At 70.0% G+C, this 23,315-nt stretch carries 25 protein-coding genes; 15 read left to right on the plus strand and 10 right to left on the minus strand.

What is annotated here, in order from left to right; genetic code table 11:
* Nucleotides 1-19: 19 nt before the first annotated feature.
* Entirely contained in the window at nt 20-1,018 is a 999-nt protein-coding gene (locus ACIBVP_RS23475; protein WP_396108388.1) for an EamA family transporter, read from the minus strand.
* Nucleotides 1,019-1,113: 95 nt separating this feature from the next.
* Here ACIBVP_RS23475 and ACIBVP_RS23480 point away from each other — a divergent pair, with 95 nt between their 5' ends.
* The gene (locus ACIBVP_RS23480; RefSeq protein ID WP_396108389.1) at nt 1,114-1,587 is read left to right on the plus strand and encodes an Lrp/AsnC family transcriptional regulator; all 474 of its coding nucleotides are present in this window, start codon (nt 1,114-1,116) and stop codon (nt 1,585-1,587) included.
* Between the two features lie 4 nt (nt 1,588-1,591).
* Here ACIBVP_RS23480 and ACIBVP_RS23485 read toward each other — a convergent pair whose 3' ends face one another.
* The gene (locus tag ACIBVP_RS23485) at nt 1,592-2,461 is read right to left on the minus strand and encodes a lysophospholipid acyltransferase family protein (RefSeq protein WP_396108390.1); all 870 of its coding nucleotides are present in this window, start codon (nt 2,459-2,461) and stop codon (nt 1,592-1,594) included.
* A gap of 98 nt (nt 2,462-2,559) precedes the next feature.
* On the opposite strand from ACIBVP_RS23485, the gene ACIBVP_RS23490 reads away from it, so the two are divergent.
* From ACIBVP_RS23490 to ACIBVP_RS23500, 3 genes are all read left to right on the plus strand, one after another.
* A complete protein-coding gene (locus ACIBVP_RS23490; RefSeq protein ID WP_396108392.1) occupies nt 2,560-5,139 on the plus strand; it encodes a DNA translocase FtsK 4TM domain-containing protein in 2,580 nt (859 codons plus the stop codon).
* A 96-nt stretch (nt 5,140-5,235) separates the two neighbouring features.
* Nucleotides 5,236-6,480, plus strand: coding sequence for an ATP/GTP-binding protein (locus tag ACIBVP_RS23495; RefSeq protein ID WP_396108393.1), 1,245 nt, complete (start codon nt 5,236-5,238; stop codon nt 6,478-6,480).
* A gap of 77 nt (nt 6,481-6,557) precedes the next feature.
* The gene (locus ACIBVP_RS23500; RefSeq protein ID WP_396108395.1) at nt 6,558-7,046 is read left to right on the plus strand and encodes an RloB family protein; all 489 of its coding nucleotides are present in this window, start codon (nt 6,558-6,560) and stop codon (nt 7,044-7,046) included.
* 4 nt (nt 7,047-7,050) lie between these two features.
* On the opposite strand, the gene ACIBVP_RS23505 is transcribed toward ACIBVP_RS23500, so the two are convergent.
* Entirely contained in the window at nt 7,051-7,962 is a 912-nt protein-coding gene (locus ACIBVP_RS23505; protein ID WP_396108396.1) for a carcinine hydrolase/isopenicillin-N N-acyltransferase family protein, read from the minus strand.
* A gap of 138 nt (nt 7,963-8,100) precedes the next feature.
* Here ACIBVP_RS23505 and ACIBVP_RS23510 point away from each other — a divergent pair, with 138 nt between their 5' ends.
* Nucleotides 8,101-9,225 carry a lipase family protein gene (locus tag ACIBVP_RS23510; RefSeq protein WP_396108397.1) on the plus strand — a complete coding sequence of 375 codons (1,125 nt, stop codon included), beginning with the start codon at nt 8,101-8,103 and terminating at the stop codon, nt 9,223-9,225.
* A gap of 45 nt (nt 9,226-9,270) precedes the next feature.
* Here ACIBVP_RS23510 and ACIBVP_RS23515 read toward each other — a convergent pair whose 3' ends face one another.
* On the minus strand, nt 9,271-9,723 hold the full coding sequence (locus tag ACIBVP_RS23515; RefSeq protein WP_396108584.1) for a phospholipase: 453 nt from the start codon (nt 9,721-9,723) through the stop codon (nt 9,271-9,273).
* Between the two features lie 109 nt (nt 9,724-9,832).
* Nucleotides 9,833-10,369 (minus strand): amino-acid N-acetyltransferase, encoded by a 537-nt coding sequence (locus ACIBVP_RS23520; protein WP_396108398.1) that lies wholly within the window; start codon nt 10,367-10,369, stop codon nt 9,833-9,835.
* 61 nt (nt 10,370-10,430) lie between these two features.
* Between ACIBVP_RS23520 and rimO the strand changes: the two genes are divergently transcribed.
* From rimO to ACIBVP_RS23555, 7 genes are all read left to right on the plus strand, one after another.
* Nucleotides 10,431-11,840 (plus strand): 30S ribosomal protein S12 methylthiotransferase RimO, encoded by a 1,410-nt coding sequence (rimO, locus tag ACIBVP_RS23525; RefSeq protein WP_396108399.1) that lies wholly within the window; start codon nt 10,431-10,433, stop codon nt 11,838-11,840.
* Nucleotides 11,837-12,457, plus strand: coding sequence for a CDP-diacylglycerol--glycerol-3-phosphate 3-phosphatidyltransferase (gene pgsA / locus ACIBVP_RS23530; protein ID WP_396108400.1), 621 nt, complete (start codon nt 11,837-11,839; stop codon nt 12,455-12,457). Before rimO ends, pgsA begins: the two co-directional genes overlap by 4 nt.
* A complete protein-coding gene (locus tag ACIBVP_RS23535) occupies nt 12,450-12,962 on the plus strand; it encodes a CinA family protein (RefSeq protein ID WP_396108401.1) in 513 nt (170 codons plus the stop codon). The genes pgsA and ACIBVP_RS23535 overlap by 8 nt, the downstream gene beginning before the upstream one ends.
* 171 nt (nt 12,963-13,133) lie before the next feature.
* Nucleotides 13,134-13,583, plus strand: coding sequence for a helix-turn-helix domain-containing protein (locus tag ACIBVP_RS23540; RefSeq protein ID WP_396108402.1), 450 nt, complete (start codon nt 13,134-13,136; stop codon nt 13,581-13,583).
* Between the two features lie 75 nt (nt 13,584-13,658).
* Nucleotides 13,659-14,330: a hypothetical protein gene (locus tag ACIBVP_RS23545; RefSeq protein ID WP_396108403.1), complete on the plus strand. Its 672-nt coding sequence runs from the start codon at nt 13,659-13,661 to the stop codon at nt 14,328-14,330.
* 171 nt (nt 14,331-14,501) lie between these two features.
* On the plus strand, nt 14,502-15,341 hold the full coding sequence (locus ACIBVP_RS23550; protein WP_396108404.1) for a PspA/IM30 family protein: 840 nt from the start codon (nt 14,502-14,504) through the stop codon (nt 15,339-15,341).
* 39 nt (nt 15,342-15,380) lie between these two features.
* Nucleotides 15,381-16,253 carry a hypothetical protein gene (locus ACIBVP_RS23555; protein ID WP_396108405.1) on the plus strand — a complete coding sequence of 291 codons (873 nt, stop codon included), beginning with the start codon at nt 15,381-15,383 and terminating at the stop codon, nt 16,251-16,253.
* Between the two features lie 131 nt (nt 16,254-16,384).
* On the opposite strand, the gene ACIBVP_RS23560 is transcribed toward ACIBVP_RS23555, so the two are convergent.
* The gene (locus tag ACIBVP_RS23560) at nt 16,385-17,392 is read right to left on the minus strand and encodes a quinone-dependent dihydroorotate dehydrogenase (RefSeq protein ID WP_396108406.1); all 1,008 of its coding nucleotides are present in this window, start codon (nt 17,390-17,392) and stop codon (nt 16,385-16,387) included.
* A 42-nt stretch (nt 17,393-17,434) separates the two neighbouring features.
* On the opposite strand from ACIBVP_RS23560, the gene ACIBVP_RS23565 reads away from it, so the two are divergent.
* Nucleotides 17,435-18,307 carry a hypothetical protein gene (locus ACIBVP_RS23565; protein ID WP_396108407.1) on the plus strand — a complete coding sequence of 291 codons (873 nt, stop codon included), beginning with the start codon at nt 17,435-17,437 and terminating at the stop codon, nt 18,305-18,307.
* A gap of 463 nt (nt 18,308-18,770) precedes the next feature.
* On the opposite strand, the gene ACIBVP_RS23570 is transcribed toward ACIBVP_RS23565, so the two are convergent.
* Both ACIBVP_RS23570 and ACIBVP_RS23575 read right to left on the minus strand, forming a co-directional pair.
* Nucleotides 18,771-19,130: a hypothetical protein gene (locus ACIBVP_RS23570; RefSeq protein ID WP_396108408.1), complete on the minus strand. Its 360-nt coding sequence runs from the start codon at nt 19,128-19,130 to the stop codon at nt 18,771-18,773.
* A gap of 21 nt (nt 19,131-19,151) precedes the next feature.
* Entirely contained in the window at nt 19,152-20,033 is an 882-nt protein-coding gene (locus tag ACIBVP_RS23575) for a ParA family protein (RefSeq protein WP_396108409.1), read from the minus strand.
* A 34-nt stretch (nt 20,034-20,067) separates the two neighbouring features.
* Between ACIBVP_RS23575 and ACIBVP_RS23580 the strand changes: the two genes are divergently transcribed.
* Both ACIBVP_RS23580 and ACIBVP_RS23585 read left to right on the plus strand, forming a co-directional pair.
* Complete coding sequence (locus tag ACIBVP_RS23580; RefSeq protein ID WP_396108410.1) at nt 20,068-20,790, plus strand: class I SAM-dependent methyltransferase; 723 nt, start codon at nt 20,068-20,070, stop codon at nt 20,788-20,790.
* Between the two features lie 87 nt (nt 20,791-20,877).
* The gene (locus ACIBVP_RS23585; protein WP_396108411.1) at nt 20,878-22,149 is read left to right on the plus strand and encodes a DNA polymerase IV; all 1,272 of its coding nucleotides are present in this window, start codon (nt 20,878-20,880) and stop codon (nt 22,147-22,149) included.
* Here the strand turns inward: ACIBVP_RS23585 and ACIBVP_RS23590 are convergent.
* Together ACIBVP_RS23590 and ACIBVP_RS23595 are read right to left on the minus strand one after the other, a co-directional pair.
* The gene (locus tag ACIBVP_RS23590; protein WP_396108412.1) at nt 22,106-22,285 is read right to left on the minus strand and encodes a DUF397 domain-containing protein; all 180 of its coding nucleotides are present in this window, start codon (nt 22,283-22,285) and stop codon (nt 22,106-22,108) included. The two genes, ACIBVP_RS23585 and ACIBVP_RS23590, sit on opposite strands and share 44 nt — an antisense overlap.
* A gap of 27 nt (nt 22,286-22,312) precedes the next feature.
* Nucleotides 22,313-23,149 carry a helix-turn-helix domain-containing protein gene (locus tag ACIBVP_RS23595; RefSeq protein WP_396108413.1) on the minus strand — a complete coding sequence of 279 codons (837 nt, stop codon included), beginning with the start codon at nt 23,147-23,149 and terminating at the stop codon, nt 22,313-22,315.
* Nucleotides 23,150-23,315: the final 166 nt, after the last annotated feature.

The raw sequence follows: 23,315 nt of genomic DNA on the forward strand, positions 1-23,315 counted from the left end.
CGCTGTGACGGGTGCCACGTCATCCCACTGTCGGCTGAACCGCGTCACCCACGAGTACGACCTTGGGAGTACGTGAAGCCAGCTGAACGACGGTTGCGCCCGCGAGCAGCACCGCCGCGCCGAGGACCTGAACAGGCGCGAGCGTCTGTCCGAGCGCGAGCCACGTGAGCACGGTCGCGACGATCGGCTCGCACACGGCGAGCACGCTCACCACGTTCGCGGGCAGGTACCGCATCGCGCTGATCGACAGCAGGTAGGCGGCGGCCGTGCTGACCACCGCGCACGTGACCAGCAGCGTCCACACGGGCACGGCCAGCCCGGCGAACTCGGCGGTGGCGGTCATGGTCTCGCCGGGGAGCGACCACGGCGGCGTGACCACGGCGATCGCGACCGCGCCGACGACCATGCCCCAGGTGACCAGGCCCAGCGGGGGGATCGTGCTCACCCCGCGTTCGCCGATCAGGAAGTACGCGGCCGCGCACAGCGCCGACGCCACCCCGAACAACAGGCCGAACGTGTCCAGCCGCAGCCCTTCCCACACTTGCGCCACCATCGCGAGGCCGAGGAGCGCGAGCGCCGTACCGACCCACATCCGGGCGGACAGCACCACGCGCCGCACGAACCGCACCCACAGCGCGACCAGTACGGGGGACGTGAACTCCAGGAGCATCGCGACACCGATCGGGATGCGGGAGACCGCCGCGAAGTACAGCAGCTGCACGGCCGCGACCCCGACCAGCCCGTAGCCGACGAGCAGCGGCAGGTCGGAGCGCCGCAACCGCAGCAGGCGCGGCCGCGTGACCGCCACGAACGCCAGCAGCAGCGCCGCGGCGAGCCCGATGCGGAAGCTCGCCACCTGCTGCGGTGAGAGGCCCGCGTCCATCGCCGGTTTCACCAGCGGGCCCGACGTGCCGAAGCAGAACGACGCCAGCACGATGAGCACCGTGCCACGAGTAACCGTCGTAGCGGGTTCACCGGTTGAGATGGCGACGGGCTCGGTCGCGGCGGCGTTGGTCATCGCGGGGTTTTCCTCTCCCTGGCAGTGCCTTCACGCTATGTCAGAGGCCGCGAACCGCAATTGAATTCTTTCCCGCGCTCACGCAATATTTTTGCGTGAAGCTCGACGAGATCGATCACCTGCTACTGGACGAGCTGCAGGCCGACGCCGGCCGCACCCTGCGCGAGCTGGGTGAGGTCGTCGGCCTGTCGCCCAGTGCCGTGCAGCGCCGGATGGACCGCTACCGGGCGAGCGGGTTGCTCGCGCGCACGACGGCGGTGCTGAACCCGAAGGCCAGCCACGACCTGGTGTTCGCGGTCTGCCTGGTCGCGGTGGAACGGGAGTCGTCCCGGCTGCACGAGGCGTTCCAGCGCAGGCTCCTCGCCGCGCCGGAGGTGCAGCAGCTGTACATGGTCTACGGCGAGTGGGACTACGTGGTGGTGCTGGTCACGTCAGGCATGGCCCACCACAACGAGGTGGCCGAACGTCTGCTCACCGACGCGCCGAACGTCCGGAAGTACTCCACGCTGTTCGTGTTCGACCCCGTGCGCACCGGTTCGGCCATCCCGACCCGTGTGCTGAAGCCGTAGCCAGCTACGACTTGGGCCGCCAGGGGCTCGTGCTGTCCGTCGGCCGGGTCGGGTCGTGGAACCTCGGCTCGTCCAGCTCATCGGCGCGCAGCGGCACGAGGTTGTCCGTGATGGCCTGCATGATCCGCTTGTGGGCGCGGATCGCGTCGCCGGGCTTCGCGGCCGACAGGTCCGACAGGTCGACCACCGGCCCGAAGTGCACCTTGAACGTGGGCCGGTTCCTGATCGCCCGCAGCCACGAGGTCAGCAGCGGCATGAAGTCCCGCCACCCGGTCACGACCTCGGTGCCCCAGTACACGGCCTCGTGCGCGCCCCACTGGCTGATCGTCAGCACCGGCACGGAACCGGTCAGCGCCATCCGCGCGACCCCGCTCTTCCCGCGTTCCGGCCACAGCCCGGGCTCACGGCTGACGCGGCCCTCCGGGTAGACCAGCACCGGGCCCGGGGTCTCCCGCAGCGCGGTCGTCACCCGGTCGAACGCCTCGATCACGTTGGCCTTGCCGCGGTCGACGCGGAGGCTGCCGCCCTGTCGCAGCCCCCACCCGATCACCGGCGCGTCCAGCAGGCCGCCGGTCAGCAGGAACCGCGGGTTGACGCCCGCCTTGCGCAGCGCCGCGGTCAGCACGAACGGGTCGAACATCCCGATGTGGTTCGCGGCGATCAGCATCGGCTGGTGCCGCAGCTCGGCCGGGATCGACCCGGTGATCTCCAGCTTCCCGACCAGCCGCACGAAGGCCACGTCGAAGGCCGTCATGGCTCGCCAGATCGGCGAGACCTTCTGCGGCTTCGGTCGCCGGGCGAACGGACCGCGGCGGGGCCACCGGCGTGTCGACTCGGAAGAACGGCGTGTCAGCGCGACCATGGGCGGGAGCATCGCACGACCCAGGTGGGGGTCCGCCAGGGGATCAGTCAATCCCGGTGCCCGTGTGCCAAGAGTGACTCGTGTGGCTCATGCGACTACCGTGGGGGGTTGTGGCGAACCGGACAGCACCTTCCAAGAGCCCGAAGGGCCGCGGCTCGAGCGGCGGCTCCGGAAGCGGTGCGCGCGCCAGGAGCGGATCGAGCCGGTCGTCCCGGCCACCCGCCAAGACACCGTCCAGGTCGACCAGGTCGTCGTCCCGGTCCCCGGCCCGGCGGCCGCCGGCCCGCAAGCCCGCGAGCAAGGGCTCGGTCACGCGTGCGCTCGGCCGCGGCCTGCGTGGCGGGTGGAACCTCCTGGCCAAGGGCGCGGGCGGCATCGCGCGGACCGTCGGCCGCACCAAGGACCTCGACCCGGCGCACCGGCGCGACGGCCTCGCGTTCGGTCTCATCGCCGTCGGCGTCATCGCCGGCGCGGGCATCTGGTGGCAGGCGGGCGGCCCGATCGGCCACTACCTCGAGGTCGGGGTGCGGTCGGTCGTCGGCGCCGCCGCCATGGCGTTGCCGCTGACGCTGCTCGTCATCGGCATCGCGATGATGCGCTCGGACCCGCAGCCGGAGAAGCGGCCGCGGCTGGTCATCGGCACGCTGCTGTTCGTCCTCGCCATCCTCGGCGTGCTGCACATCTTCGCCGACCAGCCCGACGACAACCTCGGCCGCATGTACGCGGGCGGCGCGATCGGGTACCTCTCGGGCGGACTGCTCGCCAAGGGCGTCACCGCGTGGGTCGCGCTGCCGCTGCTGGCGCTCGTGCTCGGCTTCGGTGTGCTCGTGTTCACCGGCACCCGGTTCCGCGACATCCCGACCCGGCTCCGTGAGCTGGGCATGGACCCGGAGGACCGCGAGGACGGCATCGACGCCGAAGGCCTCGACCTGCCCGGCCAGGAGGACGAGGAGACGGAGCCCGAGCCGGTCCGGCTGCGCCGCCCGTCGCGCCGCCGCCAGGCCGCCATGTCCGCCGACGCCGACCCGCCGCTCGCCGAGACCGGTGCCGGCGAGGAGATCCCACCGCCACCCGAGCCTCCGGCACCGCCGCCGCGCAAGCGCAAGAAGCCCGTCGAGGTCGCCGAGAACACTGCGGCCAAGGACGCGGGCACCCAGGGCCAGCTCGACCTCGCGCCGCGTGTCGTGGACGGTGACTACACGCTGCCCGACCCGAACATCCTCGAAGCGGGCGACGCGCCGAAGACCCGCAGCCGCGCCAACGACGCCATGATCGAGGCGATCACCGGCGTGCTGGACCAGTTCTCCATCGACGCGCAGGTCACCGGCTTCACCCGGGGCCCGACGGTGACCAGGTACGAGATCGAGCTGGGCCCGGCGGTGAAGGTCGAGAAGATCACCGCGCTGACCAAGAACATCGCGTACGCGGTCGCCACCGACAACGTCCGGCTGCTCGCGCCCATCCCCGGCAAGTCCGCGGTGGGCATCGAGGTGCCGAACTCCGACCGCGAGATGGTGCGGCTCGGTGACGTGCTGCGGTCGACGACCGCCGTCAAGGACGCGCACCCGATGGTGATCGGCCTCGGCAAGGACATCGAGGGCCACATGGTCACCGCGAACCTCGCGAAGATGCCGCACCTGCTGTGCGCGGGGTCCACGGGTTCCGGTAAGTCGAGCTTCGTCAACTCCATGCTGGTGTCGCTGCTGGCGCGGGCCACGCCGGACGAGGTCAGGATGATCCTGATCGACCCGAAGATGGTGGAGCTGACGCCGTACGAGGGCATCCCGCACCTGATCACCCCGATCATCACGCAGCCGAAGAAGGCGGCGGCCGCGCTGACGTGGCTGGTCGAGGAGATGGAGCAGCGCTACCAGGACATGCAGGCCAACCGGGTCCGGCACGTCGACGACTTCAACAAGAAGGTCCGCTCGGGCGAGATCACCGCACCGCCCGGGTCCGAGCGCGAGTACCGGCCGTACCCGTACATCCTCGCGATCGTCGACGAGCTGGCCGACCTGATGATGACCGCCCCCCGCGACGTCGAGGACGCGATCGTCCGGATCACGCAGAAGGCACGTGCCGCGGGCATCCACCTGGTGCTGGCGACGCAGCGCCCGTCGGTCGACGTGGTCACCGGTCTGATCAAGACGAACGTGCCGTCCAGGCTGGCGTTCGCGACGTCGTCGCTGACGGACTCGCGGGTCATCCTCGACCAGCCGGGCGCGGAGAAGCTGATCGGCATGGGCGACGGGCTCTACCTGCCCATGGGCGCGTCGAAGCCCATCCGCATCCAGGGTGCGTTCATCACCGACGAGGAGATCAACGCGATCGTCTCGTTCGTGAAGGAGCAGGCGCAGCCGGAGTACACCGACGGCGTGACCAGCGCGAAGGCGTCGGACAAGAAGGAGATCGACGAGGAGATCGGCGACGACCTCGACGTGCTCCTGCAGGCCGCGGAACTCATCGTGACGTCCCAGTTCGGGTCGACGTCGATGCTGCAGCGCAAGCTGCGGGTCGGCTTCGCGAAGGCCGGTCGCCTGATGGACCTGCTGGAGAGCCGCGGCGTGGTGGGCCCGTCGGAGGGCTCGAAGGCCCGCGACGTACTGGTCAAGCCCGACGAACTGGACTCGGTCCTGTACACCATCCGCGGCGGCGGCCCACCCCCGTCAGACGACGACTTCGACGAGTGATTCTGTGGTGAGAGTCGCCCCTCGGGGAACCTTGACGGCTGTTTGTGCGGTTTACTGGTACAGAACGGCGTGAAGGTGCCTGGAAGGAGGCGCGACGTGCTACGCAGCTTCCGTCTGGCCAACCATCGCTCGATCGCGGACGAGCAGGAGCTCCTGCTGATGCCGGCGCGTCAGTCGGAGCAGCTCGCGGTACCGGTCACCGCGATCTACGGCGCCAACGCATCAGGCAAGTCGAACGTGATCAGCGGGCTGGAGTTCATGAGGGCAGCGGTGCTGCAGTCGTTCTCCAGGTGGGAGATCGACGAGGGGGTGCCACGGAACCCGTTCCGGTTGAACCCAGCCATCCGAACTCAGCCGTCTCTCTACGTGGCGGAACTTGTCGTCGACGGTGTGCCGTACACGTACGGGTTCAGTGTTGACGACAACGAGGTTCTCGAGGAGTGGCTGTACTCCTACCCGGAGAAGCGGCGAAGGCTGCTGTTCAGCCGACAGCGCGGTGACATCAACTTCGGGACCACGCTCGGCGAGCTCAAGCCCAAGCTGGCGATGCTGGAGGAACTCACCCGGCCGAACGCGTTGTTTCTGAGCGCCGCGGCCAAGCTCAACCTGGATCCGTTGCTCCCGGTCTATCAGTGGTTTCGGGCTGGCATACGACTGAGGAGCGCTCGTCACAGGTCGCCGTTCGGGCTGGCGGAGCGCATCCAGGACTTCCTCGCTAAGAACCCGGGAAACCACGACCGTTTGGTTTCGCTGCTGGCCGCGGCCGATGTCGGTATTACCAACGTCAGCGTCGAGGAAGCCGACGAGCTGGAAGGACGGTACGTACCGCGACGTTCCAGGGCGTTGGTGCGACGCAACCAAGTGCACAGGCCAAGCCTGGAACTGCGGCTTGAGCACGGTGTTGAGGGTGAACTCTTCGGGCTCGGTGACGAGTCGGACGGGACGCTCTCCTGGCTGGAGCTGCTACCGGTCGTGCTGGACGTGCTCGACGAGGGATCGGTCGTCGCTGTGGACGAGATCGACACGAGTCTGCACCCGCTGCTCACCGCTCAGCTCGTGGAACTCTTCCAAGACACGGAGACAAATCCAAGGAACGCGCAGCTCATCTTCACCACGCACGACACCAGCCTGCTCGGCACCATGATCGGCAACAAGGTGCTCGATCGCGACCAGATCTGGTTCGTACAGAAGAACAACGCGGGCGCCACTGAGCTCTACCCGCTTACCGACTTCAAGCCCCGGCAGGATCAGAACCTCGAGCGGAGGTATCTGGGTGGCAGCTACGGCGCGGTTCCCGTGCTCGACCACCAGGACTTCGTGCACGCAGTGCGGGATCGATGACCCGCAGAGAGAACCGGCGGTCCCGGTCTGCTCCGGTTCGTGAAGAGCGCACGCAGGTTCTCGTCGTCTGCGGAGGCATGGCCACCGAACCGGCCTACTTCCGTGGGCTGAAGAAGGAGCGGCGGAATCCCGCGGTCAGGGTGGTCGTGGAGGCCAAGGGCGTCGATCCTGTGAGGCTGGTCCGCTTCGCTGCCCAGAAGCGGGATGTTCTCGCGTGCGACGAGGTCTGGTGTGTTGTCGACGTGGACGAGTTCGACGTTCCGGCGGCTGTCGCCGAGGCCAGAAAACACGGTGTGCACCTGGCGATCTCGAATCCGTGCTTCGAGTACTGGCTCCTTCTGCATTTCGAATCGTGCTCGGCTCCGTTGACGTGCTACGACGACGCTCGGCGGAAGCTGGTGAAGCACGTGCCCCGGTACGCCAAGAGCGGACTCTGTTTCGCGGACTTCGCTGCCGGTGTCGATGACGCGATCGACCGTGCGCGGAGCAGGTGCGAAGTGGTGGGCACCGAGCACACCCGCAATCCCTCGACGGGCGTGTGGGCGCTCGTGCTGCAGGTCGTGTGACGGACTAGAGCGTGAAGTCGTGGACGCGGTCGAACTTCTTGTCCGTGGCCACGTGGACCTCGCCGGTCTTCAGGCCGTACACCACTGACCACTGGGTGTGCCCCTGCTGCACGTCGCCAAGGAGGTCCATCGCGGCGCGCCAGTCCATGCCGGGGGAGAGGCCTTCGGTGGCGGTGCGGTAGCGGTTGTCGGCGGCGCGGGTGGCGTCGTCCGTGCCGGACAGGGTGAAGTTGACCGCCGCCTGGGTCGGCAGTGCGACGACCTCGCCGTCGACGAACTCGATGGCCGCCGACCTGCCGGTCGCGTCGGCCACCAGGTAGTGCAGCGGCGGGCCCCCGTCGAAGTTGATGTTGTGGTCCTCGAAGACCTGCTTGGCCTCCTCGACCGTCCCGGCCTTGTCCAGCACCAGCCGGATGATCCGCACGCTGCCGACGGTCGGGCGGTCCGGGCGGGACCCCGGCTGCGCGTCGTCCACGGCGGCGAGGCCGATCGCGAGGCCCTTCTCGTTCATGCCGTCGAACGGCAGCAGCGGGGCGTCGGTCAGCTTCTCCGGTTCGGCCTCCGGGTCGGTGACGCCCAGGTACGACAGGTCGACCATCGACACCGACGCGTAGCCGTCGGACGGATCGGTGAACAGCAACATCGCGGGCGCGGGGTCCCAGTCGAAGTTGCGGGCGAACAGGGGATCGGTCGCGTCGTTGGTGGCGAACAGCGAGCAGCCGAACGGAGTTGTGGGCGTGGGCTGGGAGACGTTCTTCATGCGGTCGTAGTCGCCCTCGTACCGCATCGTCCACAGCGGGTGGTCGTCGAGCTGCCGCAGCGAGCCGGTGTCCGGCGGCGGACCGGGCGGCTGAGCCGACTCCGCGGTCACGCATCCGCTCAACACCAGCAACAACACCACCGCCAGCAGCCGCATCAGCGCATCGTACGGCCGATCCGCCGCCGGCGTTGTGGTTCGTGGACAACGACTCGGTGACGCGTTGTCCACCAGCCACTATCACCGCCAGTTACCGACTGGTTACCTTGTGGGTCCCTGCTTCTTGTTGGAGGGCCCATGTCCGTACGCCGTCTCGTGGCCGGGTTCCTGCTCGTGGCCGCCTCACTCGTGGCACCGCCGGGAGTCGCCGCGGCCGCCGCCGCCCCCGGCGACGTCCTGTCCGCACGTGCCGTCAACGCGCCCGGCTTCTTCTACGCCAACGTCTGGACGATCACCTACCAGTCCACGTCCGCCACCGGCTCGCCGATCACGGTCAGCGGCACCGTGATCGTGCCGAAGGGCGCGAACGCGAACACACCGGTCGTCGGCTACGCGCCCGGCACCCACGGCCTCGGTGACCAGTGCGCCCCGTCGCGGCACCTGGAGGCGGGCGACGAGACCGAGGGCCTGCTGATCCACCAGTACGCCACCCGCGGCTTCGCCGTCGCGGTGACCGACTACGAGGGCATCGGCACACCGGGCGAGCACACCTACATGGCGGGCCGCGCCGAGGGCCACGCCACGCTCGACGCCGTCCGCGCGGCGTTGCGGCTGTCCGGCACCGGCCTGTCCGCGAACACCAGGGTCGCGATCGTCGGGTACTCGCAGGGCGGGCACGCCGCCGGCTGGGCCGCCCAGCTCGCGCCGACGTACGCGCCCGCGCTGAACATCGCCGCGTACGCGGTCGGCGCCCCGCCCGCGGACCTGAAGGTGGTCGCCGACCACAACGACGGCGGCGACAACGCGGGCCTCGTGCTCGCCGCGGGCTACGGCATCGACGTCACGTACCCGGACCTCGACATCACGCCGTACCTCAACGACACGGGCCGCGCCGCGATCACCGACATCCGCGACGACTGCACCGACGAGCTGCAGACGAAGTACTCGGGCAGGTCGATGGCCGACTACACCACGGAGGACGTGCTCAGCCGTCCCGAATGGTCGGCCAGGGTCGACGAGCAGAAGCTCGGTGGCACCACGCCCAGGGCGCCCGTGCTGCTGTACCACTCGAACGGTGACGAGATCCTGCCCGTCCAGGTGAGCGTGGCGTTGCGGTCCGCGTGGTGCGCGGGTGGCGGCAACGTGACGTTCCAGCGCACCTACACCGGCGGCCACTTCGCCACGGCGGCGCTCATGAGCCCGAGCGTGACGAGCTGGGTCGGCGACCGGCTCGCCGGCCGCTCGACCGCCGGCAACTGCTGAACCGTGGTGGGGGGCGCTTGCGGAAGCACCCTCCACCAGATCAGGTCAGCTGCCGCCGCCGAACTGGCGGACGGCCGCGTAGTAGACGTCCGCGGTCCGGTTGCAGGCCCAGTTGCCGTTGCAGATCGTGTACAGGTCGCTCTTGAACTTGTTGTCGAGCGTCAGCCGCGTGGACTCGGTGAACCGGCCCTGCCGCTTGTAGTTGCGGTACCCGAAGTCGTGCCGGTAGCAGGCCCGCACGAAGTTGAAGCCGAACGGGTTGTCCGGCGAGTTGGAGCAGCCGTCGGAGCTCCAGTCGAGCTGGCTCGCGTACGGCCGCTGCGACCGCACGGTCTGGAAGCTCGAGAGGCTGTACGAGTACAGGTAGCTGTCGGTGACCTGGCGCAGCTGGGCCGGGTCGAGCGCGGCGGACGCGGTGCCGCTGCCGACGAGCATGGCGCTCGCCGCGACAACGGTGGTGACGACGCTGGTGACAGCGGCCCGGGCGGCACGGCGCAGGGTTGACGTGGCCACGGATGATCTCCCTCGCGATCTGTGGAACAGGGTCTGATCAATTACGCCCGTTCCCGCGTGGCCTGCAAACCCCTGATCGGTTCAACTAGGGGTATCAAACGGGGAAGTCCTGGAGTTCGAGCAGCATCCTGGTGTTCCCGAGGGTGTTCGGCTTGACGTACGGCAGGTCGAGGAACTCGGCGACACCCTCGTCCGCGGAGCGGCGCATCTGCTCGTACACCTCGGCGATCACCGGCGTGCCGTCGATCTCGACGAACCCGAACCGGGCGAAGAACTTCGTCTCGAAGGTCAGCACGAACACCCGCTGCAGGCCCAGCTCCCGCGCCACGGCCAGCAGCCGGTCGACGAGGAGGCCGCCGATGCCCAGCCGCGCGACGTTCGGGAGCACGGCGATCGACCGGATCTCGGCGATGTCCTCCCACAGCACGTGCAGGCCCCCGCAGCCGACCAGCTCGCCGTCCACCTCGGCCACCCAGAACTCCTGGACGTCCTCGTACAGGGTGACGAGCTCCTTGGCGAGCAGGACCTTGCCCACGTACGTGTCGATGATCGACTTGATCCCGCGCACGTCGCTCACCCGCGCCCTGCGCACCGATACCACCTGCTCGTTCACAAACACCAAACCTGCCACGGCAGACCCATCGGACACACATCGGGCCCTGGTGACGGGTGCGCCGGTTACCCTGAAGCACGTGCCAACACCACCACCGTCGCGCCGTGCCGCCCTGCTCACCCTCGGGTGCGCCCGCAACGAGGTCGACTCCGAGGAACTCGCGGGCCGTCTCGCGGCGGGTGGCTGGGAGATCACCGACGACGGCGAGGGCGCCGACGTGGTCGTGGTGAACACGTGCGGCTTCGTCGAGTCGGCCAAGAAGGACTCGGTCGACGTGCTGCTCGACGCCGCCGAGTCCGGCGCGAAGGTGGTCGCCGTCGGCTGCATGGCCGAGCGGTACGGCACCGAGCTGGCCGAGAGCCTGCCCGAGGCGGCCGCTGTGCTCGGCTTCGACCACTACCCGAACCTGGGGGAGCGGCTCGACGACGTGGTCGCGGGCCGCGCGGTCGAGTCCCACACCCCGGTGGACCGGCGCACGCTGCTGCCGATCACCCCGGTCGAGCGCAAGCCCGCCGACCTGTCGGTGCCCGGGCACGGCTGGGGCCCGCGCGTGCTGCGCAAGCGGCTCGACGACGCACCGTTCGCGTCGCTGAAGATCGCGTCCGGCTGCGACCGGCGCTGCTCGTTCTGCGCGATCCCGTCGTTCCGCGGCGCGTTCGTGTCCCGCACGCCCGACGAGATCGTCGCCGAGGGCGCGTGGCTCGCCGAGCAGGGCGTCCGCGAGCTGTTCCTGGTCAGCGAGAACTCCACCTCCTACGGCAAGGACCTGGGCCGCGAGCACGGCGGCCCCGACGCGCTCTCCCTGCTGCTGCCGCGCCTGGCCGCGCTGCCCGGCGTCGAGCGGGTACGCGTGTCCTACCTGCAGCCCGCCGAGACCCGTCCCGCCCTGCTCAAGGCCATCGCGGGCACGGACGGCGTGGCGAACTACTTCGACATGTCCTTCCAGCACGCCAGCTCGACCGTGCTGCGCAGGATGCGCCGCTTCGGCGGCACCGAGTCGTTCCTCGCGCTGGTCGACCAGATCCGCGCGCTCGCCCCGGACGCCGGCATCCGCAGCAACGTGATCGTCGGGTTCCCCGGCGAGACCGAGGAGGAGCTGGCCGAGCTGGAGCACTTCCTCACCGAGGCACGGATGGACGTGGTTGGCGTGTTCGGCTACTCCGACGAAGACGGCACCGAGGCCGAGAACCTGCCCGGCAAGCTGCCCGCCGAGGAGGTCGCCGCGCGGGTCGCGCGCGTCTCCGACCTGGTCGAACAGCTGACCGCGCAGCGCGCGGAGGACCGCATCGGGGAGGAGGTGCGCGTCCTGGTCGAACGCGACGACGAGGACGGGGTCGCGGGCCGTGCCGCGCACCAGGGCCCCGAGGTGGACGGCGAGTGCCTGCTGCTCGACGTGCACGACGTGGCGGTCGGTGACTTCGTGGTCGGCAAGGTGGTCGACTCCGAGGGCGTCGATCTGGTGGTGCGGCCGTTAGAGGTGCTCCGATGAGTGCCACGCCCTCCGACGGATCCACTCCGTCGGAGGCGTTGAACCCGCCCGCGGTCGCGCAGGTACCGCTCGTCAACATCGCGAACATCCTGACCGTCACCCGGCTCGTCCTGGTGCCGGTGTTCCTGTTCGCCCTGTTCGTCGACGGCGGGGTGTCCGACGGGTGGCGGATGGCGGCGTTCCTCGTGTTCGCCGTCGGCTCGATCACCGACTTCATCGACGGTCACCTGGCCCGCAAGTACGGCCTGGTCACCGACTTCGGCAAGGTCGTGGACCCGATCGCGGACAAGGCGCTCACCGGCGCCGCGCTGGTCGGGCTGTCGATCCTCGGCGAGCTGCCCTGGTGGGTGACCCTGACGATCGCGGGCCGGGAGATCCTGGTGACCCTGCTGCGGTTCTGGGTGATCCGCTACGGCGTGATCGCGGCGAGCTACGGCGGCAAGGTCAAGACGTTCGCGCAGATCATCGCCATCGGCCTGTACCTGCTGCCACTGCCCGCGGTGCTCGACCCGCTGCTGTGGGTGGGCATGGGCATCGCGCTTGTGCTGACCGTGGGCACCGGCGTCGACTACGTCGTCCGCGCCATGCGCCTCCGCGCCAACGGCGCCAATGGCTAGGAACCCCCTCGCCGAGAGCGTCGGCGTCGACGCGGCGGAATTGGCGGACCTGATCAGGGCGTTGAAGGAGAAGGGCGAGACGGTGGCCACCGCCGAGTCCCTCACCGGTGGTCTCGTCGCCGCGGTGCTGACGAGCGTGCCCGGCTCGTCGGCCGTGGTCCGCGGCGGGATCGTGGTGTACGCCACACCGCTCAAGCACGAGCTGGCCGGTGTGGACGACGAGCTGCTCGCCGAGCACGGCGCGGTGCACCCGGACGTGGCGGCCCAGCTGGCCGACGGGGCACGCGTCACGTGCCGCGCGGCCTGGGGGGTCGGGCTCACCGGGGTGGCCGGACCGGACCCGCAGGACGGGATCGAGCCCGGCGTCGTGCACATCGGCGTGTCGGGCCCGGAGATCGCCGAGGTGCACACGATCGGCATAGACGGCAACCGCCACCAGGTCCGCGCCGGTGCCGTCGCGGCGGCGTTGCGCCTGCTCAGCACGCTGGTGGACCAGCAGGACTAGGGCCGGGCTCCAGCGGCGCCGAGATACTTGAGGGAACACCAGGGGCGGTTCACTCGTTCGCCCTTGGCGTACGGACGGTGATGGCGCTGCCGATGATCGCCAGGTCTCGGTAACGTGGTCACCATGCCGGACCTCCCGGTCCGGCGGATCGATCTTGAAGGGAGGCGCGCGATGACCGTGCTGTTGCGCGAGGCGATCGGTGATCGGCTCCGGCACGCCCGCACCAACCAGCGACGCACGCTGCGTGAGGTCTCCCGAGCCGCCCGGGTGAGCCTGGGATACCTGTCGGAGGTCGAACGCGGCCGCAAGGAGGCGTCGAGCGAACTGCTCGCCGCCATCTGCGAGGCGCTCGACCTGCCGCTGTCGGTACTGCTGTCCAACGTGGCGACCGACATCGGGGCGCTCGAGTCGGTCGAGCTGCCGGAGGCCGCGGAGCGGGCCGAGCGTGGCGAGGTCGGAGCGGAGGGCTCCGGACCGCGCGCGTCGGTCGGCTCGGTGGAAGGTGGACGGCTCGTGCCCGCGGTGGTCGGGGACAGCCTCGCGGACCTGCGGCTGCAGCCCGCGCTCAGCCACCGGATGGAGTCCTCGCTGCGGGACGCGGGGGCGATCTTCGCTGCCTGATGGTCGTGCCGCGGAAGGCGCGTTCGTGTCATTCGGTGACATGAGCGCGCCTTTCGTGGCACTAGGCTTCGTTGCGTGACCGCCCTGCTGTTCGTGCTCGTCGTGATCGGCGTGCTCGCGCTCGTCACGGTGCCGTTGATGATCGCCGGCACGCGCAGGCAGCAGGAGATCCCGCCCGCCGTGGGCGGCAGGAAGCCCCTGCTCGGGAGCACCGCGCAGGTGTGGGTGTCCCGGGGCGAGCGGGTGCTGCGGGAGCTGACCGCGTCGCTGCGTGACCAGCCCGGGTTCACCACCCTGTCGGCGGACGCCGAGCAGGTGGTCATGGAGTTGCGGGTCACCGCCCGTCAGGTGGCCGAGCTGGACCACACGATCGCGCGGATCCCGGTGCCGGACCTGGAGGACGAGCGGGCCGCGCTGGCCGCCGCCATCGCCGAGGCGGACGGGGCGCCCGCGCAGGCCGACCTGGTGCGAGCGCACGACGCGGTGTCCGCACGGCTGGCCGCGGCCGCCCGCCAGCGTGAGACGAGGGACGCGCTGCTCGCGAAGATGCAGGCCACGGTCATGGAGTTCGAGCGCGCCAGGGACGAGCTGGCGGAGCTGATCACGGGCACGACCAGTGCGTTGTCGCCGAACACCGGCGCGGCGGCCGATCTCACGAGTAGGCTCGACGGCCTGCGGGAGGGTCTGGTCGAGGTGCGGCGGGCCACCGACCCCGAGGTGGGGCCGTCAGGTCAGGGCCATCCCTGATCAGTTCCTGAATTATGACGGGTTGAGTGGTGGACAACGCGGGGCACCTGACACGATGGAACCCACAGTGATGACGGGGCGTTGCCATACCAACCGGGCAGTCGGTGGGAGCGGCAACCGGGGACACGAGTTACGAACTGCGACCAGCGCGGAGTAAGGCAGGCGGAGGAGATGGCCAACCCGTTCGTGAAGTTCTGGAAGTACCTGATGGCGGCCTTCTCGTCGAAGATCGACGAGCACGCCGACCCCAAGGTGCAGATCCAGCAGGCCATCGAGGAGGCCCAGCGGCAGCACCAGGCGCTGTCCCAGCAGGCCGCGGCCGTGATCGGCAACCAGCGCCAGCTGGAGATGAAGCTCAACCGGCAGCTCGGCAACGTCGAGAAGCTGCAGTCCTCCGCGCGCCAGGCGCTCGTGCTGGCCGACGAGGCCCGCGCGAACGGTGACGAGGAGAAGGCCCGCCAGTACGAGCAGGCCGCCGAGTCCTTCGCCACGCAGCTGGTCACCGCCGAGCAGGACATCGAGGACCTGAAGACGCTGCACGACCAGGCGCTGCAGGCCGCGACGCAGGCCAAGACGGCCGTCGAGCGCAACGCGATGATGCTGCAGAACAAGCTGGCCGAGCGCACGAAGCTGCTGAGCCAGCTCGAGCAGGCGAAGATGCAGGAGCAGGTCTCCAAGTCGCTCAACCAGATGAGCGAGCTGGCCGCCCCGGGCAACACGCCGTCGCTCGAGGAGGTCCGGGACAAGATCGAGAAGCGGTACACCACCGCGCTCGGGTCCGCGGAGCTGGCACAGAACTCGGTGCAGGGCCGCATGATGGAGGTCCAGGCCTCGACCACGGAGATGGCGGGCAAGTCGCGCCTCGACCAGATCCGCGCGTCGATGGGCGGCGGTGCCACACCGCAGGTCACCAGCGGCTCGTCGTCGAACAGCTCGGCGGCGCAGAGCATCCAGGCGGAGATCGCGCAGCGTGTGGCGCAGGAGCAGAAGGCGAACCCGCAGGGCAACTGAGCCCGCGTGTTCACGCTCGACTGACAGGGGAGGCAGCGGATGGCGCCGCGCGGCCGGGACATCTACCAGCTGACCCAGATGGTCGGGAAGTACCTGAACAACACCCAGATGAGGACGTCCGTCGTCGCGCAGGTGCAGGACGCACTCGCGCGGCGACAGGACGAGACCGTCCGCATCGAGCGGCAGCGGCGCAGGCTGGAACGCAAGCGGATGTGGGCGTCCCGGTGGGCGCTCGCCTGGGCGATCATCTGCCTGTTCCTCGTCGTGTACGTGGCGCTGGGCGTCAGCGGCATGGTGGGCGAGGGCCCGGACGCGGGGATGATCGCCGCCGGTGTGGCCGCGGTGGCGGCCACCGGTGCGCTGTCGATCCGGTCCACCCGCCGCATGGTGCTGCTGAAGCGGGCCCGCGACGAGTTCGACCGCACGCACAAGCCCGCCGGGGTGGCGGCGGCCCCGCGCCCGGCGATGCCGCCCCGCGAGTCCGCCGCCTACGAGCCGATGCAGCGGCTCGCGGAGGCGGAGGACGCGCTGACGCAGCTCGTCCGCCAGCTCGCGGGCACCGACGGCGCACCCGCGTCCGTGCCGTTCGACTCGGTGGCACACGCCGAGCAGACCGGCGCGGAGGCGGCGCAGGCGCTGCGTGCGGTCGCAGCCCAGCTCGCGGCCGTCGAGCTGGCCCGCGACCACGCACCGCCCATGGAACGTGGCCCGCTCATCGAGGGCGTGCGGCGGTTGCGTGAGCAGCTCGACGAGGGACTGAACGGCTACCGCAGCCTCGTGGCGGCGGCGGGCCGGGTCGTCGCGGCCAGCTCGTCGGCCGGTCCGAAGCAGGAACTGGCCGAGGCGACCGACCACCTGGCGGGCCTGGCGGTGGCACTGCGTGAGCTGTCTGATCCGCCTCCCCGGGTTTAAGCGTGTTGGTCCCGACGCAGCGCCACCGGCGGACCGCAGGCGGTCAGTGGCTGAGTGTCGTCACGTTCCCCTGAGGTAACTGCTGATCAGGCCAAGACTCGCGTGCAAAGATCCACAGGACACGCCTTGGTTCACCGCACCCGGCGGTTGATTTCCCGGACCAGGCCGGGACCCCGGTAGATGAAGCCCGTGTAGACCTGCACCAGCGACGCGCCCGCGTCCAGCATCCGCAGCGCGTCGTCCGCGTCGTGGATGCCGCCGACGCCGATGATCGGCAGGTCACCGCCCGTCTCCTTCGCCACGAACGTCACCACCTCCAGCGCACGCGCGGTCAGCGGCCGCCCGCTCAACCCGCCTGTCTCCGCGCCACGTGCCTGGTCCTCGGGCGCCAGACCGTCGCGGGACAGGGTCGTGTTCGTCGCGATCAGGCCCGCGACCCGGTGGGCGGAGCAGACTTCGAGGACCTCGCCGATCGCCTCGTCGGTCAGGTCCGGGGCGATCTTCACCAGCAGCGGCACCGACGTCCGCAGCTCGCCGAGCAGCGTGTCCAGCGCCGCCTTGTCCTGCAGGCCGCGCAGGCCGGGCGTGTTGGGGGAGCTGACGTTCACCGCGAAGTAGTCGGCGTGGGGCTCCAGCACCCGCAGCGACCGCCGGTAGTCCTCGACGGCCTCCTCGACGGGGGTGATCTTCGACTTGCCGATGCTCACGCCCAGCGGCACCGGCAGCGGGCCCAGTGCTTTCAGCCGTTCCGCGAGCGCCTCCGCGCCGCCGTTGTTGAACCCCATCCGGTTGATCACGGCCTCGCTCGCGGGCAGCCGGAACAGCCTCGGCTTCTCGTTGCCCGGCTGCGGGTGCCACGTCACCGTGCCCACCTCGACGAAGCCGAACCCGAACGCGGGCCACGCCTTCAGCGCCCGCCCGTCCTTGTCCACGCCCGCCGCGAGCCCGACCGGGCCGGGGAACGGGATGCCGAACACGGTCCTCGGCGTCGCCCCGCCGAAGTACCGCCGCAGCCCCGCCACCGCGGGCCGCACGGCACCGAGCCGTGCGGTCATCCGCACCGTGCGCTCGTGCGCCACCTCGGCGTCGCCGCCGCCCATCCGGAACAACACCGGCCGAAGAACTCGCTGGTAGACCACCCGGACATCGTTTCACCGCCTCGAAGGCGGCAGGATGGGGGTGTGCCAGCAGACCTGGATGCCGCCGCCGACGAGCTGTACGGCGCCGCCCGCGAGGACTTCACGCCGCGTCGCAAGGAGCTGGCGAAGGAGGCCAAGGCCGACGGTGACGCCAAGCTGGCCGCCGCCATCGAGAAGCTCGCGAAGCCGACCACCTCCGCGTACCTCGCGAACCAGCTCGCCCGCGACCCGGACGCGGACGTCGACGAGGTCGCCGACCTTGGCGAGGCGTTCCGGGAGGCGCACGCGAACCTCGCGGGCGCCGACCTGCGCTCGCTGTCGCAGCGCCGCACCAAGCTCGTCAACACGCTGGTCCAGCAGGCGGGAAAGCTCAACGGCGCGCCGCTGACCGAAGGCGTCACCCGCGAGCTGGAGGAGATCTTCACGACCGCGATCGCCGACCCCGAGGTGGCGCGGGTGGTGATCGCGGGGCGACTGACCTCCGCGAAGGACCTGGACGCGGCCGCCGCGGCGTGGCCGTCCGCGGACCCGGCCAAGGCCACCGGCGTGGTGCCCAAGCGTGCGCCCAAGGCCCCCAAGAAGGAGCGCACGGCCCGCGAGGACGCCGAGCTGGAACGCAAGCGGGCGACGGCACGGCAGGAGCTGGACGACGCGCGTGCGGCGGTCAAGGAGGCCGAGGCCGACCGCAAGGAGGAGGAACGGATCCTCGCCGAGACGCAGAAGGCCGCGGACGCGGCGACCGAGCGGGTGCGGCGGATCTACGAGGAGCTGGACGCCGCCGAGGCGGAGGAGAAGGAGGCGCGGCGCCGCGCCGGTTCGGCGAGCCGGTCGGTGAAGGACGCCGAGCGCAGAGCCGGGCAGGCGTGGCGGCTCGTGCAGCAGGCCGAGCACAAGCTGGAAGACCTGGGCAAATGAACCGGAAATAAAACAGCCCCCGGGCCTTCTCCTGCTCGCGCAGGCCCAGGGGCGGACTAGTTCCCTGAGAGCACCGGGGGCTGGGTGACTGCCTGGTATTCGCCGACCACACCGCGCGTCTCCGGCACCGGCGAACCGGTGTCAATGCCGTGTAGCGCGGCCGGCCAAACCATGTCCGTTTGGGTGGTCCTTAGCGGACAGCCACCTCACGAGTCCTATGGGAATTCACCGTTGGACCACCTCCTCTCTCGTGTACAGCCGACATTACGACCGTCCGAGCGGCCCGGCAAAGTCATTTAGGGCGATTCAACTCACGGCGTACACGGGAACAACGCCTGCCCGTGACGCCGCTGTGACGCCTCTGTGGCTCCCCCGTTCGGGTGAGGTAGATTCTGCAGCCAACTACCAGTGGTCGCTGGATGCTCACCCAAAGGACACACATGGCGTCCACTCTGCAAAGCGGTCACGGTCGACTGGCCGTCGGAGCCGTCGTGGGGGCGATCACCTGCACGCTCTTCGCGTTCGGTGCGCTGTCGGGCGATGGCGACCCGCCGGGACGGGACCCGTCGGAACTGGGTGCGGTGGAGCCGGTGCCGCCCGCCTCCCGCTCGGGCGGCCCCACCACGACGACGTCGCGGGAAGCGCCGCCGTCGGGGGCGGAGTCCGAGAGCAGCACCACCACGACCACGACGACCACGACGACGACCACCACCACGACGACCACCGAGTCGCGGCCCGACCGCCCGAAGACCACCACGACGACCGAGGCGACAACCGCGACCACGACGACGCAGGTACCGTCGACCACCACCAGCAGGTGCACGTCGCTGATCTGCGTGGGTGACTAGCCGTCCTGGACGACGCGCTCGTCCTCGTCGACCTCGTTCTCGTCGGCCTCGTTCCCCTCGTCCGTCCGGATGACCGGCCGTTGCCGTCCCCGGTTGACGCCGCGCAACACCCGTGCCAGCAGCAGGTTCAGCGCCAGCGCCACCTCACGTGACCCCGGCGTGCCCCAGGCGTGGATCGGCATGCACGCCCCCTGCGCCTGCTGCACGGCGAGCCGGTCGGGCAGTGCGACCGGCATGACCATGGTCCCGAAGTGTTCCCGCAGCTCCTGGATCCGGTACTGGTGCTCGTAGGACTGCGGGCGCACCCGGTTGACCACCACGCCCAGCAACGCCAGGTCCGAGTTGTGCGCCTCGGCGACCTGTTCGACCGCCTCGAACGCGCGCTGCGCGCCGGACACCGCGAACAGGGTCGGCTCGGTGACCAGCAGAGCACCGTCGGCGGCGATCAGCGCCGACTTCGTCAGCCGTCCGAGCGACGGGGGACAGTCGAGCAGGATCAGCTGGTAGGGCAGCTCGTCGTCGGACAGCAGGTGTGCCAGCTCCTCGAGCGCCCTGGCCAGCTTCTCCAGACGTCTCGGGTCGGGGTCCTGGTCGTTGAGCAGCTCGAGGTCCTCCGAACCGACGAGGACGTCGACCTCCTCGCCCCAGCCGCTGCGCGCGATCGCGTCCCGGAGCACCGCGGGCCGCGGCGTTTCGAGCACGTCGGCGAGTGTCGCCTCGGTGTCGTCCGGGTCGAGCGTCGCGGTCGCGTTGCACTGCGGGTCCAGGTCCACGACCAGCGTGCGCGCGCCTCGGCGCTGGGCCGCCGAGGCAAGGCCGAGCACGATGGTCGTCTTGCCGACACCACCTTTGAGGCTGAGCACCGCCACCGTTTGCACGCTATGCACCCTACGGGGCCTACCCTTTCGCTTCATGCGACCGGATGCAGTACGCCTCGCGCTCGACGCCGAGCTGGCCGCCGCGCGGCGGCGCCGTGCCGGCGAGCCACCGCGTGTCCTCGACGTCGGTGGAGGTAGCGGCGTTCTCGCGGTCCCGTTCGCGGCCGAGGGCTGCGTCGTGACCGTCGTCGAGCCGAACCCGAACGCGCTCGCGACGCTGTCCCGGCGCGCCGCCGACGCGGGCGTGCACGACCGCCTCACCGCGGTCCAGGCCGACAGCGACGCCCTCGGGCAGGTGGTGCCCGCCGGCTCGGCGGACGTCGTGCTCGCGCACGGCCTCCTCGAGGTCGTCGACGACCCGAAGCACACCGTCGCCGCGATGGCGGCGGCGGTCGCGCCGGGCGGCGTGGTGTCGGTGCTGGCCGCCAACCGGACGGCCGCGTTGCTGCACCGCGCGATCGCGGGCAGGCTGTCCGACGCGGCCGCGCTCGCGGACGACCCGGCGGGCAGGCTGCCGGAGGAGTCGCTGCTGCGCCGCTTCGACACCGACGGCCTGGTGGCGCTGCTGACCGACGCGGGACTGTCCGTGGAGCTGGTGCAGGGGCACGGGGTGTTCAGCGAGCTGGTGCCGGGTTCGGTGCTGCGGCAGGACTCCTCGGCGCAGGACGCGCTGGCCGCGCTGGAGCTGAAGCTGGCGCCGACCGCGCCGCTGCGAGACATCGCCGCCCGCCTGCACGTGGTGGCCCGCCGGTCCTGACCACAAACCCGAACGGATGGGACATTCGTCCGGTCTCACCTCGCCACACCGTCGTCATTTGTCGGTGCCCTCTGCTTAGCTGCACCCATGGGACGCAGCGGGGATCTGCCACGCGGGTTGGTGGATCGCTACAAGGCACGGGACGGGCGGTGGCCGGACGACTCCGGGTGCCCGGTCCTGCACGTGGACATGGACGCGTTCTTCGCGTCCGTGGAGATCAGGGAACGGCCTGAGCTCGCGGACAAGCCGGTCGTGGTGGGCGGCACGGGCGGTCGCGGGGTGGTCAGCTCGGCCAACTACCTGGCGCGGACGTACGGGGTGCGGTCGGCCATGCCGACGGCCCACGCGCGCAGGCTCTGCCCGCACGCGGTGTTCCTACCGCCGACCTTCGCCCTGTACACCGAGGCGTCGGCGGGCGTGATGGCGATCTTCCGGGAGATCACGCCGCTGGTGGAACCGCTGAGCCTCGACGAGGCGTTCCTGGACGTGGCCGGAGCGTTGCGGCGGCTGCGGATGACACCGGGGGAGATCGGCGAGCGGATCCGCGCCCGCGTGGTGGCCGAGTGGGGCATCACGTGCTCGGTCGGGGTGTCGTCGACGAAGTTCGTGGCCAAGCTCGCGTCCGGCCTGGCGAAACCGGACGGGATGCTCGTGGTGCCGCGCAGCGACATCCTCGACTTCCTGCACCCGCTGCCGGTGTCCGCGCTGTGGGGCGTCGGCAAGAAGACGGCGGAACGGCTGTCGTCGGTCGGGCTGAACCGGGTCGCGGACGTGGCCGCGATGCCGCTTGCCCGCCTGAAACGCACCGTCGGCGTCGCGGCTGCCGAACACCTGCACGCACTGGCCAACGGTCACGACAACCGAGCGGTGGTCCCGGAGTCGGTGGACAAGTCGGTCGGCGCGGAGGAGACGTTCGAGGTCGACCACACCGACCGCGAGGTCCTCAAACAGGAACTGTTACGCCTGTCCGAACGCACGGCGGCCGCCCTGCGCCGCCGCGAGCTACGCGGCCGCACGGTGTCGATCAAGGTCCGCTTCGGCGACTTCACGACCATCACGAGGTCCCGCACCCTCCCGGTGTCCACGGACGTGACCCAGGAGATCTACCGCACCGCGTGCCGCCTGCTCGACGAACAAACCCCACCGGGCGCGGTCCGCCTGATCGGCGTACGCATGGAACAACTGGAGGAGACGACATCCGGCGGTCAGCAACTCCTCCTGGACGCCCCGGAACGCGGCTGGCGCGACGCGGACCAGGCAGCGGACCTGGCCCGCGCCAAGTTCGGCGGCGCCGCCATCCGCCCGGCGACGCTGCTCAGCGGACCCAGGCCAGCACGCGAGTCCACTGATCGGGGGTGATGTGAAGCTGCCCGCCACGGGGATTCTTACTGTCACGCACACCGACCGTCTCGGTGGTGTAGGCCACCTCGACGCAGTTTCCGCCGTTGGGCTCGCTGTAGCTGGACGTGCGCCAGAGGTTCCTGTCGTCGTTCATCGTCGTCCGTCCGTCGTCCGGGTGTAGTCAGGACGACCGCGCCATGCCGCGCAGGAACGACCGGGTCTGTTCCGGCCCGAGGGCCGCCGCTTTCTGGTGGTCCCAGAGCGTCAGGTACTTGCCGACCTTGATGGCGTCATGGAGGGTGTCGCGATCGTCGTAGCTCTCAAGGTAGACGAGGTGAACGGGCGGATTCGTGTCATATCCGAAGATCACATAGTTCGCTGCCTGGCCCAGGTAGTAGCCGTGCCGGAACGGCACCACCTGGATCTCGATGTTCGGCCGGTCGACCGCGTTGGCGAGGTACGCGATCTGCTCACGAAGCACGGCGCGGCTGCCTCCGGTGTTCTCCATGCGCTGGAGCGCGGCCTCGTCGATGACGAACCAGAATCGTTGGTCCGCGTTGTCCAGCACCGTCTGGCGTTCGAGCCGGTCGGCCACATCCTGCTCGATCTTGTTCTGGGGGAGTGAGGGTCGGTAGGCGCGGAACAGATTGAACATGTACGCCTCGGTCTGCAGGAGCCCGGGGATGATCATGCTGGCGTGTTCCCAGCGGGTCTGCGCGGACAGTTCCATGTCGATGACGAGCTGCATGTCGCCCTGGAACCGGGTACGCAACGTGTCGCGGGGCGCGCGTCCCTCGGCCAGCAAGGCCTGCTCGTGACACTGCTTGCGACTGGCCTCGTCCGCACCATAGAGATCGAGCAGCACATCCAGGCGGTGCGGCGGGATACCCGACTTGCCCGACTCAATATTGGTGATGCGTCCTTGTGACCAGCCGGTGCGTTCCGCGACCTCCTTCTGGGTCAGCGATGCGTGCTCGCGTAGGTGGCGCAGTCTCCAGCCGCAGATCACCTTGTGCACGAACGGCGGTAGGGGCCCACTTCGAGACATGTCGCGGACGGTAGCAGGACCGCGTTCACCAAATCGTGTGAGTATTCAAATTCGCGTACGCAAGTTAGATTACGAGTGAGGCTAGCGCCCCGGAGGCGCCGACGTCTCGACACTCGCCGACCGGTGGCAGTCCGGC

Origin of the sequence: Actinophytocola sp. NPDC049390 (assembly GCF_044466355.1) — a bacterium.
In the GTDB taxonomy this organism is placed as follows: Bacteria; Actinomycetota; Actinomycetes; order Mycobacteriales; family Pseudonocardiaceae; genus Actinophytocola.